Annotated in this window: 15 protein-coding genes; 1 reads left to right on the forward strand and 14 read right to left on the reverse strand. The window is 33.0% G+C overall.

Translation table 11 applies throughout. The annotated features are described in order from the left end of the window. The 3 genes from ACT8VG_RS01520 to rsmA form a co-directional block, all read right to left on the reverse strand. The coding region (locus ACT8VG_RS01520; protein WP_444195064.1) for an NTP transferase domain-containing protein at positions 1–534 on the reverse strand (534 nt) is incomplete at its 3' end. Between the two features lie 70 nt (positions 535–604). After that, positions 605–1,465: a 4-(cytidine 5'-diphospho)-2-C-methyl-D-erythritol kinase gene (gene ispE / locus ACT8VG_RS01525; protein WP_444195065.1), complete on the reverse strand. Its 861-nt coding sequence runs from the start codon at positions 1,463–1,465 to the stop codon at positions 605–607. Further along, complete coding sequence (gene rsmA / locus ACT8VG_RS01530; RefSeq protein WP_444195066.1) at positions 1,462–2,280, reverse strand: 16S rRNA (adenine(1518)-N(6)/adenine(1519)-N(6))-dimethyltransferase RsmA; 819 nt, start codon at positions 2,278–2,280, stop codon at positions 1,462–1,464. Before rsmA ends, ispE begins: the two co-directional genes overlap by 4 nt. Before the next feature lie 84 nt (positions 2,281–2,364). Here rsmA and ACT8VG_RS01535 point away from each other — a divergent pair, with 84 nt between their 5' ends. Next, on the forward strand, positions 2,365–2,862 hold the full coding sequence (locus ACT8VG_RS01535; protein WP_226793848.1) for a transcription repressor NadR: 498 nt from the start codon (positions 2,365–2,367) through the stop codon (positions 2,860–2,862). Between the two features lie 138 nt (positions 2,863–3,000). Here the strand turns inward: ACT8VG_RS01535 and rnmV are convergent, their stop codons facing one another. From rnmV to ACT8VG_RS01590, 11 genes are all read right to left on the reverse strand, one after another. Continuing rightward, positions 3,001–3,525, reverse strand: a complete 525-nt coding sequence (gene rnmV / locus ACT8VG_RS01540; RefSeq protein ID WP_187012503.1) for a ribonuclease M5 — start codon at positions 3,523–3,525, stop codon at positions 3,001–3,003. 9 nt (positions 3,526–3,534) lie between these two features. Continuing rightward, positions 3,535–3,855, reverse strand: a complete 321-nt coding sequence (locus ACT8VG_RS01545) for a hypothetical protein (RefSeq protein ID WP_022424598.1) — start codon at positions 3,853–3,855, stop codon at positions 3,535–3,537. An 11-nt stretch (positions 3,856–3,866) separates the two neighbouring features. Then, on the reverse strand, positions 3,867–8,093 hold the full coding sequence (locus tag ACT8VG_RS01550; protein WP_303068932.1) for a 2-hydroxyacyl-CoA dehydratase: 4,227 nt from the start codon (positions 8,091–8,093) through the stop codon (positions 3,867–3,869). A gap of 229 nt (positions 8,094–8,322) precedes the next feature. Beyond that, on the reverse strand, positions 8,323–9,078 hold the full coding sequence (locus ACT8VG_RS01555; protein WP_444195067.1) for a 4Fe-4S binding protein: 756 nt from the start codon (positions 9,076–9,078) through the stop codon (positions 8,323–8,325). Positions 9,079–9,086: 8 nt separating this feature from the next. Continuing rightward, entirely contained in the window at positions 9,087–9,803 is a 717-nt protein-coding gene (locus tag ACT8VG_RS01560) for an AAA family ATPase (protein WP_444195068.1), read from the reverse strand. Positions 9,804–9,835: 32 nt separating this feature from the next. Next, the gene (locus tag ACT8VG_RS01565; RefSeq protein WP_444195069.1) at positions 9,836–10,936 is read right to left on the reverse strand and encodes a Fic family protein; all 1,101 of its coding nucleotides are present in this window, start codon (positions 10,934–10,936) and stop codon (positions 9,836–9,838) included. Positions 10,937–11,004: 68 nt separating this feature from the next. After that, a complete protein-coding gene (locus tag ACT8VG_RS01570; RefSeq protein ID WP_270468584.1) occupies positions 11,005–11,313 on the reverse strand; it encodes a hypothetical protein in 309 nt (102 codons plus the stop codon). Positions 11,314–11,386: 73 nt separating this feature from the next. Further along, positions 11,387–12,034, reverse strand: a complete 648-nt coding sequence (locus tag ACT8VG_RS01575) for a YggS family pyridoxal phosphate-dependent enzyme (RefSeq protein WP_006504461.1) — start codon at positions 12,032–12,034, stop codon at positions 11,387–11,389. 20 nt (positions 12,035–12,054) lie between these two features. Beyond that, the gene (locus ACT8VG_RS01580; RefSeq protein WP_187012547.1) at positions 12,055–12,636 is read right to left on the reverse strand and encodes a DUF3793 family protein; all 582 of its coding nucleotides are present in this window, start codon (positions 12,634–12,636) and stop codon (positions 12,055–12,057) included. Position 12,637: 1 nt separating this feature from the next. Next, complete coding sequence (nrdI, locus tag ACT8VG_RS01585) at positions 12,638–12,982, reverse strand: class Ib ribonucleoside-diphosphate reductase assembly flavoprotein NrdI (RefSeq protein WP_055234096.1); 345 nt, start codon at positions 12,980–12,982, stop codon at positions 12,638–12,640. A 407-nt stretch (positions 12,983–13,389) separates the two neighbouring features. Continuing rightward, positions 13,390–14,274, reverse strand: coding sequence for a hypothetical protein (locus ACT8VG_RS01590; protein WP_187012548.1), 885 nt, complete (start codon positions 14,272–14,274; stop codon positions 13,390–13,392). Positions 14,275–14,377: the final 103 nt, after the last annotated feature.

The raw sequence follows: 14,377 nt of genomic DNA on the forward strand, positions 1-14,377 counted from the left end.
GTTATCAAAACAATATTCACCTACATTCATCTCAGTGATATCCATCTGAGATTCCTGTAAATCTTTGAATTCTACAATTCCAGTTACCTGTCCATCTTCCTTAATAATACGACCAAATGGAAGTGACAAGTCACAATCACATGTCATTACAGTACCACTATTTTTACCATTCATATGATAATCAATAAGTCCCTGTAATGTTTCCGCAGTAATTAAAGGTGCATCTCCATTTAATACAAGAGTCATACCTTCTTTATCTCCTAGAACACTTTCTGCCATCATGACAGCATGTCCAGAGCCTTTCTGCTCTTCCTGTAAGACAGTAGTGACGTCGTTATCTAACAAAGCCTTGACCTGGTCAGCCCCATGTCCAACAACAACGACTGTTTCTGCGATATCTAACTTCTTTAATTCATCCACCACATGATTGATCATTGGTTTATATAAAACTTCATGAACAACCTTAGGTGCATCTGATTTCATACGAGTACCTTTACCCGCTGCTAAGACAACTGCATAAACTTTCATCGACATATCGCCTTTTTTTCCCCTACATTCTAGCAAAATTGAATTCAAAATAAAAGAGAAAAGGCGCTAGTTATCCCTATTTCCTTTTCTCTGGATAGTAAATCTGTGTTTTTACTGCAAAACTATATTTCTTTTTAAAATATGGAAGCACTTTATCAATTAATTCAGGATCTTGAGTCATACCAAAAACAGATGAACCACTACCTGACATAAGAGCACCATCAAAACCAAAGTTCATCATATCATCCTTAATAGACTGGATATCCTGTACCATCTTAATAGAAGGAGCTTCTAAAGTATTACCTAAACAATCTACAACACCTTTATAATCATTCTTTTCAATTGCACGCTTCATTAAATCAATATCTGGATGAACAGCTGTTTCGATATCTAAATCATCAAAACATTTCTTTGTAGAAACACCTTTCTTAGGTTTTACAATCAATAAATGACAATTAAAACGTGAACAATCAATAAAGTGAAGGTTTTCACCAATACCACCTACAACCGCAATACGATTCCATACACAAAATGGAATATCTGCACCAATCTCTTTACCCATTTCACACATATCCTGATAAGACATACGTAAATGGAATAAGCTGTTCATTGCACGGAAAATAGCTGCACCATCGGCACTTCCTCCACCCATTCCAGCTTGTGATGGAATATGCTTATAACAGTGGATTCTTACACCACTTTGGATATCAAACTTCTTGATTAATGCATCAGCCACCTTATACATGATATTACGTTCATCAGTAGGTACACGGTATGTGTTTGTAGTAATTTCTATACCTTTTTCAATAGGATCAATAAGAATTAAGTCATGAAGACCAATAGGGGCCATAATCATATTTAATTCATGATATCCATCTTCTCTTTCACTTACTACATCTAATGCAAGGTTTATTTTCGCATAAGCACGAATCTTCATAGTGTATGACTCCTTTCTAGTATTCTTATATAGTCATCAATATTTAATTCCTCAGCACGTTTATTGGCAGGAATACCACATGATTCTAATACTTCTTTTGTTTGATCATGATATAAAGACTTTAAGTTATTATAGAGTGTTTTTCTTTTTGCAGTATAACTTGCTTCAATCAGATCAATCAATTCCTGTGATATAACACGTTCTTTATGAATAGAAATAACAGCACTATCTACATGAGGTGCTGGCATGAATACATGTCTAGGCACATTCAATTCATATTGAACATCTCCTACATAATCAATCATCATCTTTAAAGGACTCTTTTCTTCAGAACAGAGCTTTAATGCGACTTCTTTTTGTACCATAGCAACTAAACGATTAATAGGTGTAGAAGAAGACACAATCTTTGTGATAATTTTAGAAGTAATATAATAAGGAAGATTTGTGACAACACAGATATCCTTATAGTCCTTTAGTTTATTACATGCTTCTTCTAAATCAGCTTTCATAAAGTCCTGGAAGATGATTTCTACATTATCATGTCCTTCTAAAGAGAATGATAATACTTCCTTTAAACGTTCATCTATTTCAAAGCATAATACTTTACCAGCTTTATTAGAGAGTTGTTCTGTAAGAGCGCCTATACCAGGTCCTATTTCAATAACTGCTGTCTCCTTATCCAGCGAAGCATGATCTGCGATACTTTGAATAATACCTGGATCTACTAAGAAGTTTTGTCCATATTTCTTAGAAGGCTTTAAGTTAAATGTATTTAATATAAAATCTGTATTTGATTTTTGTGCGATATTTTCCATATCATTTATTATATAGGATATGTAAAGAAAAGACCATTGAGTTCCCTGAAAAATTCTTCTATAATGGTCAAAAAGGTGATGTATATGGATAGAAAGACAAGAATAATGGAAATAATAAGTAATAGTGATAAACCTGTTTCAGCAAGTAAAATTGCGAAAGAATTAGGTGTTTCTAGACAGATTATTGTAGGAGATGTAGCATTACTAAGAGCATCGGGAGAAGATATTACTGCAACCCCTAGGGGATACATATTAGAAACAAATAGAAGTAATCATTATACGATTGCAGTAAAGCATAATAATGATCAATTAGAAGAAGAATTAAATACTATTGTAGATTTAGGTGGTAAGGTTGAAGATGTGATAGTAGAACATCCTCTTTATGGAGAAATCAAAGGAAATCTTCATATATATTCACGTTATGATGTGTCTAAATTCATGTCTGCAGTTAAGGATCGTGATGTCACACCTCTTTCTCTATTAACAGATGGTGTTCACTTGCATACAATTACAGCACCTGATGAAGAAACATTAGAACGTATTAAAGAAGCACTGGATGAAAAGCATATATTATTAAAATAATAGGTTTTTGATTTCATCTTTAAAGAAATAGATGAATAATAATGTGTTTCCAAAAAATGGTAAAACTAACTTAAAACATAATATTGTAGGTAGTGAAGAAATTAAATATACATAAAAAAGAGTCAGTAGATGATATGTCTACTGACTCTTTAATGCTTTAAGTACTTCTTCTTTTGTAATACCCATCATATTCAGTCTCTTAAATAATGCTTTCGCATTACCATAACCTAAATGAAAGGCATCATAGACCTGTAGTCTTCTCTTCTTATTTCCTAATACATCTAGATCAATAAATTCATCCCATGAAATGGATTCTTTAGCATCACTAAATGTGACTGCATTTTCTAATGCTTCAATAATTGCATCATGTCTTGCTTCCGCAATACCAAGCTTCTTCACACCCTTGGCATCTTTTTTTGCGACAAAGGCATGCTTCGCATTAGGAACAGCCTGAATGACTTTATTTCTAATCTGTGTACCAGGATAATCAGGATCTGTTAAGACAATGACACCACGTGTTGAAGCAGCAGTCTTAATGAGAGATAGAATATCTTCGTTGATTCCTGATCCAGATGTTTCAATTGTATCTACATCAAATAACTGTTTAAGTGTTGCTGTATCTGTTTTACCTTCTACTACAACAACTTCTTTAATCTTTCTCACAATAATCTCCTAACTCAGTAAGTCAATCATACGTTCTATTGTACGTTTGACATCTCCCTGATCATAATAATAATCGAAATCTTTCTCAACCATTACAGTGAGTATAAGGCAGCATGTATCATAATCAGCCTGTGAAAGGGTTATACCCTTCACAGGTTTCTTTTTATACTTGTAGTCGCCTAATTCTTGTAATACACGTCTATATATTACAGGGTTATTCTTACAGGCTAATTTCTTTAATACAGAAATCTTATTATAATTCAGTTTTGATCTTATAAAGCCTAGAATAGCCCTACCTCGCGAGGGCGGGGTGGAATGTCCATCTTCCATATCTTCCTCCACTATTTAGATGATTCCATGTTCTTAAATGCTGTTGATAACATCAATTTAATACGGTTAAGCTGGTTTGTTTCACTAGCCCCTGGATCGTAATCAATCGCAACAATGTTAGACTGTGGATATTTTCTTCTTAATGCCTTAATGACACCCTTACCTGTTACATGGTTAGGTAAGCAGGCAAATGGCTGCATACATACGATATTTGGTGCACCTTCATCAATGAGTTCAATCATTTCACCAGTTAAGAACCATCCTTCACCTGTCTGGTTACCAATAGAAACAACTTCACTTGCTTTCTTCGCAATTTGATCAATAGGATGTGGTGCATCAAAACGATTTGATGCTTCTAATGCCTTAATCATATCTTTTCTTAAGAAGTCTACGAGTTTAATTGCTACATTACATAACTTAGCTGATTTCCAGCTTGCATCATAATGTTCATATTCATACTGAGTATTGTAGAAACAATACTGGAAGAAGTCAATTAAATCTGGCATAACTGCTTCTGCGCCTTCTTCTTCAATAATCTTTACAATCTCATTATTGGCAGTAGGGTGGAACTTCACAAGGATTTCTCCTACAAGACCTACTCTAGGTTTCTTAATATCTAGAAGTGGTAATTCATCAAATTCCTTTACAATCTGATAAACGTTCTTCTTGAATTCCTTCATAGAACCATTTTCAACGTTTTCTTTACACTTTTCTACCCATGATTCATATAATTCATTAGCTGAACCTTTAACCTTTTCATAAGGTCTGACACGATATAAAACTCTCATGAATAAGTCACCATACATAGCCCCAATAATAACCTTCTTAGCCACCTTATAAGTAATCTTAAAGCCTGGGTTAGATTCTAATCCCTGTAAGTTTGCTGAAATAACAGGTACATAATCCATATGTGCATCCTTTAATGCTTTTCTAATAAACGCAATATAGTTAGTTGCACGGCATCCTCCACCTGTCTGTGAGATGATCAATGCCACCTTATGAGGATCATACTTACCTGAATTCAAGGCATTCATCATCTGACCTGTTACTAAAATACTTGGGTAACATGCATCATTGTTAACATACTTTAATCCCTGGTCTACAGCATCTTTATCTACAGAAGGTAATACCACAAAATTATAACCTTCTGAATTCATTGCAGTTTCTACAAACTGGAAATGAATAGGAGACATCTGAGGACATAAAATAGTCCATCTATCATCCTTCATTTCTTCTGTGAATGATACCTTTTCAGATTCATATTTATTTTCTAAGTGTACAGTATTGTCTTTCTTCTTTACTGTTGCTTTAAGTGATCTAATACGGATTCTGATTGGTCCTAAGTTAGAGGCTTCATCAATCTTAATAAGTGTATAAATCTTACCTCTTGCCTGTAATAATTCAGCCACCTGGTCACTTGTAACCGCATCTAATCCACATCCAAATGATGTTAACTGGATAAGTTCAAGATCTGGCTGAGTTGTTACGAATTCAGCAGCACGATAGAGTCTAGAATGATATGTCCATTGGTCTACTACACGTAAGTCTAAGTTTTCTTTATTTAAATTACATACAGAATCTTCTGTTAATACACAGAAACCTTCACTTGTAATTAAGCTAGCAATACCATGGTTGATTTCTGGATCCACATGATAAGGACGTCCTGCAAGGACAATACCCTTCTTATGGTTTTTATGCATCCATTCCAATGCTTCCTGACCCTTAACTTCAATATCTTTTCTTGCACGTGCTAATTCCTGATAAGCCTTATCAATCGCATTATGCATTTCCTTATCTGAAATATCATATTCAGCTAAAGATTCCTTCATTACCTTAAATAATGTCTTAGGGTTATTTAAAGATAAGAATGGATTCTTATATTTCACGTTGTGTTCTTCTAAGCTGTCTACATTATTTCTAATAACTTCTGGATAAGAAGCAACAACTGGACAGTTATAGTGATTACCCGCATCTTCATATTCTTTTCTTTCATATGCTACTGATGGATAGAAGATAAAAGGAATGCCTCTTTCAATTAGGTTTTCAATATGTCCATGAGAAATCTTTGCTGGATAACAGGCATTTTCTGATGGAATAGATTCAATACCCTTTTCATAAATCTTCTTAGAAGATCTTGCTGATAAAACAACTCTAAAGCCTAACTGAGTAAAGAATGTATGCCAGAATGGATAGTTCTCATACATATTAAGTACTCTAGGAATACCCACTTCTCCTCTTTTTGCATCATCTTTAGAAAGTGATTTATAACCAAAGATACGACCATATTTATAATCATAGAGGTTAGGTAACTTCTTAGATGTCATTGGAAGATTAGCCCCTCTTTCACATCTATTACCTGAAATATATTCTCTACCATCATTAAATGATGTAATAGTTAACATACAGTTATTTGTACACTTACCACAGTTTCTAATCTTTGTATCATAGTCAAGTGCTTCTATTTCTTCTAATGAAAGAATAGTAGAAGGTTCATTGTCATCATTTTCAATCGCAATACGGGCCATACCATAAGCACCCATTAATCCTGCAATATCAGGTCTTACTACTTCAATACCTGTTTCTTTTTCAAATGCACGTAGTACAGCTTCGTTATAGAAAGTACCTCCCTGTACAACAACATGCTTACCAATATCTTCTTTACTTCTTAATTTAATAACTTTATATAATGCATTCTTGATAACTGAATAAGATAAACCAGCACTAATATCTTCTACCGAAGCACCTTCTTTTTGTGCCTGTTTTACCTTTGAGTTCATGAATACTGTACATCTAGAACCTAAATCAATAGGGTGTTTAGACTTTAATGCAAGTTCTGCAAATTCTTCAATCTTATAACCTAATGATTTTGCGAATGTCTCTAAGAATGAACCACATCCTGCAGAACATGCTTCATTTAATGAAATGTTCTGAATGACATTATCTCTAATAGTAATAGCCTTCATATCCTGACCACCAATATCAAGAATGAAATCTACATCAGGTTCATAGGCTTTTGCGGCAGTATAATGGGCAATTGTTTCTACTTCACCAATATCCACCTTTAAAGCAGCTTTAATAAGGGCTTCACCATAACCAGTAACACCGGCTTTCGCAATATAACATCCTTCTGGAAGCATCTGATAGATTTCCTTCATCAGACTCATGATCAACTGTAATGGATTTCCTTCATTAGAACTATAGAAAGAATATAAAATAGCACCCTGTTCATCAGTCATGATGATCTTAGATGTTGTAGAACCAACATCGATACCTAAGAATACTTTACCTTTATATTTCTTAAGTGTTCTTTTCTTAGTGATATGAGTAAAGTGTCTTTCTCTGAATTCTTTTAATTCTGCTTCATCATTAAATAATGGTTCTAAGACATTTGTAAGTTCTGTAGGGGAGTCTGAAAGATTTTCTAAATCTTCAATAATCTTAGAGATATTTAATGGGCTTTCTACCTTTTCTTTCGCATTTAAACATGCACCCATAGCAACAAATAGCTGTGAATTCTGTGGGAAGATGATTTCATCTTCAGTTAAACCTAAAGTTTCAATAAAACGTTCTCTTAACTGATCCATGAAATAAAGTGGACCACCTAAGAATGCAACATTACCTCTAATAGGTTTACCACAGGCAAGACCAGAAATAGTCTGATTGACGACTGCCTGGAAAATAGATACCGCAATATCTTCTTTAGATACACCTTCATTAATTAAAGGCTGAATATCTGTTTTCGCAAAGACACCACAACGTGATGCGATAGGATAGATTGTCTTATAGTTTTTCGCATATTCATTTAAACCAGCAGCATCAGTCTTTAATAAAGTAGCCATCTGGTCAATAAATGCCCCAGTACCTCCTGCACAAGTACCGTTCATACGCTGTTCAAGCTGTCCTTCAAAATAAGTGATCTTGGCATCTTCTCCACCAAGTTCTATAACAACATCAGTTTGTGGAATATATGTTTCTACTGTCTTTGTACACGCAATAACTTCCTGTATAAAAGAAATACCAAGCTTATCTGCAAGAGATAAACCTCCTGAACCAGTCATAACAGGATATAAATCAATATCACCAATCTGGTTCTTTACTTCAATTAATAACTCATAGATTGTTTTTCTAACATCTGAGAAATGTCTTGTGTACTTAGAAAATAAGCATTTATCATTCTCGTCTGTCAAATAGAGTTTTACAGTTGTAGATCCTACATCAATTCCTAAATAATATTTCATATTTCCACATCCCTCTCTCTTTTTGTGTATTATATCGAACCTATATTAAACGAATTTTAAGAAATAATCTAGTTTTTTGCCTAATAAAATTACAAAATATAACGATAAATACACAAAATTTAACTATTTGTAAGGAAAAGTACAGCGCTTGTCTAACAATGTCAAAAAGAGGAAGGAAGGATGAAAATATCATCTAATCTCGTCCTCTTCTTGATTTCCTTCTATTCAATTATAGAAATAATTCACACTCTTTTTTGATTGAACAAACCTTTGTAATTGCTGTTTCTATGACTGCCATCTTCTCTTGATCTAGCTTTCTTGCCTGATTTGGACAAACAACCACACAACGCATACATGAGATACATTTATTCTTATCTGTCACTTGTGGATTATCTTTACTAATAGCACCTGTTGGGCATTTCATTACGCATAAGTCACACTTTGTACATAAGGTATTTGCTTGAGGAATCGTTCCTCCACCTATCTTCTTATAAGGTCTATGACCTGGAATATTCGGTTTAGTATTAATCTTATTAGATGCTTTTTCTAGAATCTGATCACCAAATTCTTCTAATTGATGACAATCATTCTCATCCGGTCTTCCTGTCGCAAATTGATGGAAAATAGAATGTTCAGCAATGGCTGATATAGTCCCAATGACATCAAATCCAGCCATATGTGCATAATCTTCCATTTGAACAAGTGTATCTTCATACGATCTATTTCCATATACCGCAAAAATGACGCATTTACAATTATGTGCATTGATTTTAGCAAGTCTATCTAATGCGACTTGTGGTGCTAATCCTGCGTAAGTTGGCATGGCAATCACCGCAATATCATTTTCTGTCAATGATATATCTTGATAATTCTTATCTACAACTGAAAGATCTATGTCTTCTACATGTCCCCAATTCTTTGTGATTGATTTTGATACTTTTTCAGTTCCACCTGTTGGACTGAATGTAATTCTGTACTTATTCATCATATCCTCTAATCCTTTAATAATTTATCAAGCAACATTTCTCTATTATTAATGAACATCTCTGTTATTGCATAACTATCTGTCTCCTCATACTCACATAGATGTATGCTTCCACAATCAAAACAATATATATCTGCATCTGGTATACCTAATAAAATAGGAGAATGAGTGACTATGAAAAACTGTGACCCAGCTTGTGCACATCTGTATATCAACATTAATAATGTGAGCTGTCTTTGTGGTGATAATGCAGCTTCTGGTTCATCGAAAAAGTATAAGCTATTGGGCTGTAAATGTTTCTGGGCTAATGCTAGAAAACTTTCTCCATGTGATTGTTCATGATATTTTTCAGATGGATGTGCTTCATCAGCATATTCTTCCTCCTGTGTTGCTACATTATAAAAGCTCTCAGCCCTAAGGAAATATCCCCATCTTTCTTTTCGGTGACTTTTTTGAATTTTTATTGCATCACATAATTCTGAATGGTTATCATAGGTAGAAAAATCATAGTTCTTTGTACCTCCTTCAGGGTTAAAACCATGTGCTACAGCAAGCGCCTCTAGTAAAGTAGATTTACCACTGCCATTTTCACCTACAAAGAAAGAAATAGATTTATTGAATTTAAGCTTATCAATACCTCTAAATCCCTCTATCTTTTTTACATAACTATCATTATCTACTTTGTCCCAATCAAATACAACGCTTTTTATAAATTGATCATCCATATCATCACCTCAGCAAATTTAAATAAATTATATTACCCAACTGCTTCCTTAATTTCCCTTTCGTGATTTATCGCAAATTCACTTAGTTTATAGGAACGGATTCTCTTATTAACTAATATTGGAATCACAAATCCGTTCTTCACTAATACTGCCAATCTATTAATAACTGCCTTATTTGTGACTGATAATTGTTTACTCACTTCTATCGGAGTGAACTCACCTCGATAACTTGAAATCAACAATACTAATAATTCTTTTTCTCTCTCTTTTAAGAAAGATAAACTTCCTGCAATATCTTCCTCTTCAGAAGATAATTGTAGATCACATACTTTTCTAGAATACAACTTTACCATTCGCAGAAAGTAATTAATCCAAATTTCAGGATGTGGTGGATTCTCTCTTCCAGAATAATACAATTCAGGTAACCCCATTTGAATAGAGTCATAATATTCATCTACATCATATGCAAAATACTCTTCTAGTGAACCAATTCCATTAAAACCATATCCATTTAAATCCATAATATATCCAGATAATAATCTTGCGGTTCTTCCATTACCATCCTCAAATGGATGAATAGTTACCAATTGATAATGTACAACTGCTGCAACAATCAATGGATGATCATCAGTAGTATTGACATACTCTATCAACTCATCCAGCAATCCTGGAACATCACTATATTCTGGTGGAATATAATCCGTATTTCCTGTCTTAGAATCATATACCGCAAATAATACTCCTGGTGGCATAGGTCCTCTAAGGCCTATTTTTTCTTTAGGAGCACCTTTCTCAACTAATTTCTGAACATCTAAAATTAGTTTTTTAGATAACTTTTCTTTATTATTCAACTTCTCTTCTAGATAATTCAATGCAAGAAAATAATTTCTTACTTCCTGTTCTGGCTTCAAATAATGTTTTCTTTCATCACTTTCAATGACTTCTTCCGCCTGTTTTTCGGACAAAGGATTTCCTTCAATCTTGTTTGAAGCATAAGAGCTTTTTTTCTTTGAATTTTTACGAAGTTTATTCAAAACGTTCTGTGATAATTCTACTAACGATATCTTATATCTGTTCAGTTCTATTTCTATAATTGAATTTAAAATATCATTAGTTATTGTCACCTTAATCATAAGAAAAAGCCCTCCTTCTTTCTATAATTATACCTGTATAGAGAACTTTTTCACTATTCTTTCACTATTTATTCATTATCACACTTTTCTATATCCTCAATATCAGGAATAGTACCTAGTTTAAGTGAATCACTATAATACTCTCCATTACAACATTGAACACTTCCATTAAACCCCTTTTCAGATAAAGTCTTCATTAGATCTTGTACCTGTTTTGCATCATCACCACTCATAGAACCATCAAAATACAACATTAATTCAATCTTCGTATCCTTATCACTTATAAACTTATAATAATCTTTGATGAATCCTTTACGCTTATTACATTTTATACTCTGTACATCGTATTTCATTGTGTCAGGAATCTTGTGAGTCATATATAATAATCCACATTTCCCATTCTAAACACAAATCCCTAGAAACATAATAAGTTTCTAGGGATGTTTTTAATTATTCATCAAATAATGCATGACCGAGTCTTACCATTGTACTACCTTCTGCAACCGCAATAGGGAAGTCATGTGTCATACCCATTGATAGTTCAGTTAATTGATAGTTAGGATAAGATTCCTGTAGTTTAGTTAATAGGTCTTTAGTTGCTTTAAAATATTGTCTTGTTTCTTCTACTTCAATATTAGGAGCCATCATCATTAATCCTCTAGGATTTAAATGAGGTTTATCTTTTAAGTAGTCCATAACTTCATTCATTTCTTCTTCATTAAAGCCATGTTTAGATTCTTCTTTCGCAATATTAACCTGTAATAAGATATCCATAACGAGATCATGTTTAGCTGCCTGTTTCTCTATTTCATCAATTAATCTATAGTTTGCGACAGAATGAATCATCTGTACCTTATCAATAATATACTTTACTTTATTCGTCTGTAATGTACCAATAAAATGCCATACACCTTTTCCATGGTAGTCTTCATACTTCTTTAAGAAGTCCTGTACTTTATTTTCACCATAGATCATAACACCACATTCTTCTAGTTTTTCTACTTCTTTTTCATCAATATATTTAGTTGCTGCAACAAGCTTTGCTGGTTTAACAGCTTCTAATAACCTTTTAGTTTCTGTTTCATTTACTCTCATCATTTATAACCACCTCGAAAATATTATAATTCATTTAAAGTAAAAGAAAAAGGCTGATTATCAGCCTGATTAAGGATTTGTGACAAAGAATAGCCCTGCTCATAAAGGAGTATGAATTCTTTTTTACAACAGTCAAATTGTTTAAAGAGACTTTCTTTCTCACGTTTATTTTCATATACCTTCCAATAGCCACAACATTGACACTTCCTATGATGTATAAACCCCCATACATCAGCAAGTGGATAACCCAAAAATAACCCTATTTCGTGTGGATATTGACTCATCTCAAGACGTTTCTCTAGATGAGATAGAATATCATGATCAGGATAATCATATTGTTTCAGAAAGGATTGAATGTCTTTGTTAGTCATTAAGTAATTGAGTGAGGAAGGCAGATATACATATACTGTATAACGACCATGAGTATAAAAGAGATTTATTCGTAATCCTTGAAGGTTAAGAATCTGATCATAATATTCTACAAGTTCATGAACATCTGAATATCTATTATCAAGATAAAACATACTACCTAGCTTACGCTTGATCAAGGTAGGTGTGCAATGCGTAAGAAGAAGATGTTCAAATTGATGATATCCTAAGGTCATATTAAAGTAACTCTTTGATGGCTTCTACATCTTCATCAGTACCATCATTTTCTACTTTATAAAGACATGGAACATGATAATCTTCACTGATCTTATCACCAGCTAAACAATATGCTTCACCATATCCTGTATCACCAGAAGCAATAACACCTTTAATAGATGGATTGTTTTCTAAGAAGTCTGATACTTCATAAGGAACATCTCCAAAACCATCTGTATAAGTAAATAAGATATAGTCTTCAGAAACCTTTTCTGTACCGTCTTCAATATGTAATGCGTCTGTAATACCTAGTTTTCCAATTAATGCTTCTACATTTCCAGTTCTTGATGCATAGACTACTTTCATTGTTGACCTCCTAGTTAGTTCTTACTAACTATCTATAGGTTAGCATATCCTAACTGTATAATCAAGTGTTTTTGTAAAATAAAAAGACTGTTGAATTCAACAGCCTCATATTGCAAATAAAGTATACCAATAATAGAAGTAATCGTGATTGGTATTTCCCCGTGTATTAATTCTTTTTCTTATGCAGAAGATACATAGTTATTACAACTATAGCACAGGCAGTGTATATGCTAAAAAGCACATTATAAAATTCAAAATCCTGCCATGCATTAAATACATACATGAATATCTCTAAATTAATTAGAGTTAGTATATGACATCCATAGGTTACTAAAAAGAATAAAAATATTATCATCAATAATTTTTTAAATGTATTCATTCTATTTTCTCCTTATAATTCATTAAGATTATGAACAAGTCACAACGCCACCACTTTTTTCAGGATACCCTGTATGGCGAGATCTCTTTGTGAGTACTATTCCTGCAGAAGACATACCTCTAGATATACTAATTCCAAATCCTGTTGGTACTATAGATGATTTATGACTATATAGGTAACGCACATTAAAATATTTTAGTTTTCCACTTACTACTCCTGTCATAGAAAAAGATCCCTTATACAAATACGCATAGTATTGATCACCTTTTATTTTCAATGGAAATGACCATCCGTATGATCCAATAACATCTTGATCACCTTTCTTAACCGCTGACTTCGTCCATGTTTTTACACTCTTAGAGGATTTGAATTCCTTGTATTTTAATGAAGAAGTAACGGATGAAACTTCCTTAAAAATATGATTATTATCTGCTTCATATGCCATCGCAAAAGCATCATTTCCATAATCTTCAGGTGTTCCATTCCAGCTAAAGCTTACTGTTGCTTTTACAGTAGACAATCCTGTTTTCGCATCATAACTTAATATATTCTTCTTAACGCTAAACTTGATTTTTGAAGAGGCTTTTACAGACATTTCCTCTGTTCCATCATAATTCTTTATCGCATCAATTTGATAATTTGTATACTTATATCTTTTCAATTCCTCTCTTGATTTACCTTTTAATTCATAAATGTGATTTTTAAAACGATCAATATCTTTTCTTGCTTTATTTAACTTCACTGCATTACTATGAGTTTCAGACAGCATGTATCTAGATTTAGTTATATTGTATTCATTTTTTAAAAGAAGATATTGATTAATAACTGTATTATCTAAAGCAGACACTTCAGTATTAGCTAACGATACTGCACAAGCAGCAACTAAAAAAGAAAGCACAATTAATTTTTTCATATCTTAACACTCCATTTTTAGCATAAATGTAAACGCTTACTGCATTTAAATACTATCATGGCACCTGTATCTCTGTCAACAACTATATAGTTTTCCTATATAT

The sequence above is a fragment of the Catenibacterium sp. genome (assembly GCF_052354645.1).
In the GTDB taxonomy this organism is placed as follows: domain Bacteria; phylum Bacillota_I; class Bacilli_A; order Erysipelotrichales; family Coprobacillaceae; genus Catenibacterium; species Catenibacterium mitsuoka_A.

Bases quoted from the DNA above. Each gene is read 5' to 3' on its own strand.
- ACT8VG_RS01590 (WP_187012548.1), bottom strand. From the start codon at position 14,274: ATGAAAAAATTAATTGTGCTTTCTTTTTTAGTTGCTGCTTGTGCAGTA.
- ACT8VG_RS01550 (WP_303068932.1), bottom strand. From the start codon at position 8,093: ATGAAATATTATTTAGGAATTGATGTAGGATCTACAACTGTAAAACTC.
- nrdI (WP_055234096.1), bottom strand. From the start codon at position 12,982: ATGAAAGTAGTCTATGCATCAAGAACTGGAAATGTAGAAGCATTAATT.
- ACT8VG_RS01560 (WP_444195068.1), bottom strand. From the start codon at position 9,803: ATGGATGATCAATTTATAAAAAGCGTTGTATTTGATTGGGACAAAGTA.
- rsmA (WP_444195066.1), bottom strand. From the start codon at position 2,280: ATGGAAAATATCGCACAAAAATCAAATACAGATTTTATATTAAATACA.
- ACT8VG_RS01535 (WP_226793848.1), top strand. From the start codon at position 2,365: ATGGATAGAAAGACAAGAATAATGGAAATAATAAGTAATAGTGATAAA.
- ACT8VG_RS01565 (WP_444195069.1), bottom strand. From the start codon at position 10,936: ATGATTAAGGTGACAATAACTAATGATATTTTAAATTCAATTATAGAA.
- ACT8VG_RS01570 (WP_270468584.1), bottom strand. From the start codon at position 11,313: ATGACTCACAAGATTCCTGACACAATGAAATACGATGTACAGAGTATA.
- ACT8VG_RS01545 (WP_022424598.1), bottom strand. From the start codon at position 3,855: ATGGAAGATGGACATTCCACCCCGCCCTCGCGAGGTAGGGCTATTCTA.
- ispE (WP_444195065.1), bottom strand. From the start codon at position 1,465: ATGAAGATTCGTGCTTATGCGAAAATAAACCTTGCATTAGATGTAGTA.
- ACT8VG_RS01580 (WP_187012547.1), bottom strand. From the start codon at position 12,636: ATGACCTTAGGATATCATCAATTTGAACATCTTCTTCTTACGCATTGC.
- ACT8VG_RS01575 (WP_006504461.1), bottom strand. From the start codon at position 12,034: ATGATGAGAGTAAATGAAACAGAAACTAAAAGGTTATTAGAAGCTGTT.
- ACT8VG_RS01555 (WP_444195067.1), bottom strand. From the start codon at position 9,078: ATGAATAAGTACAGAATTACATTCAGTCCAACAGGTGGAACTGAAAAA.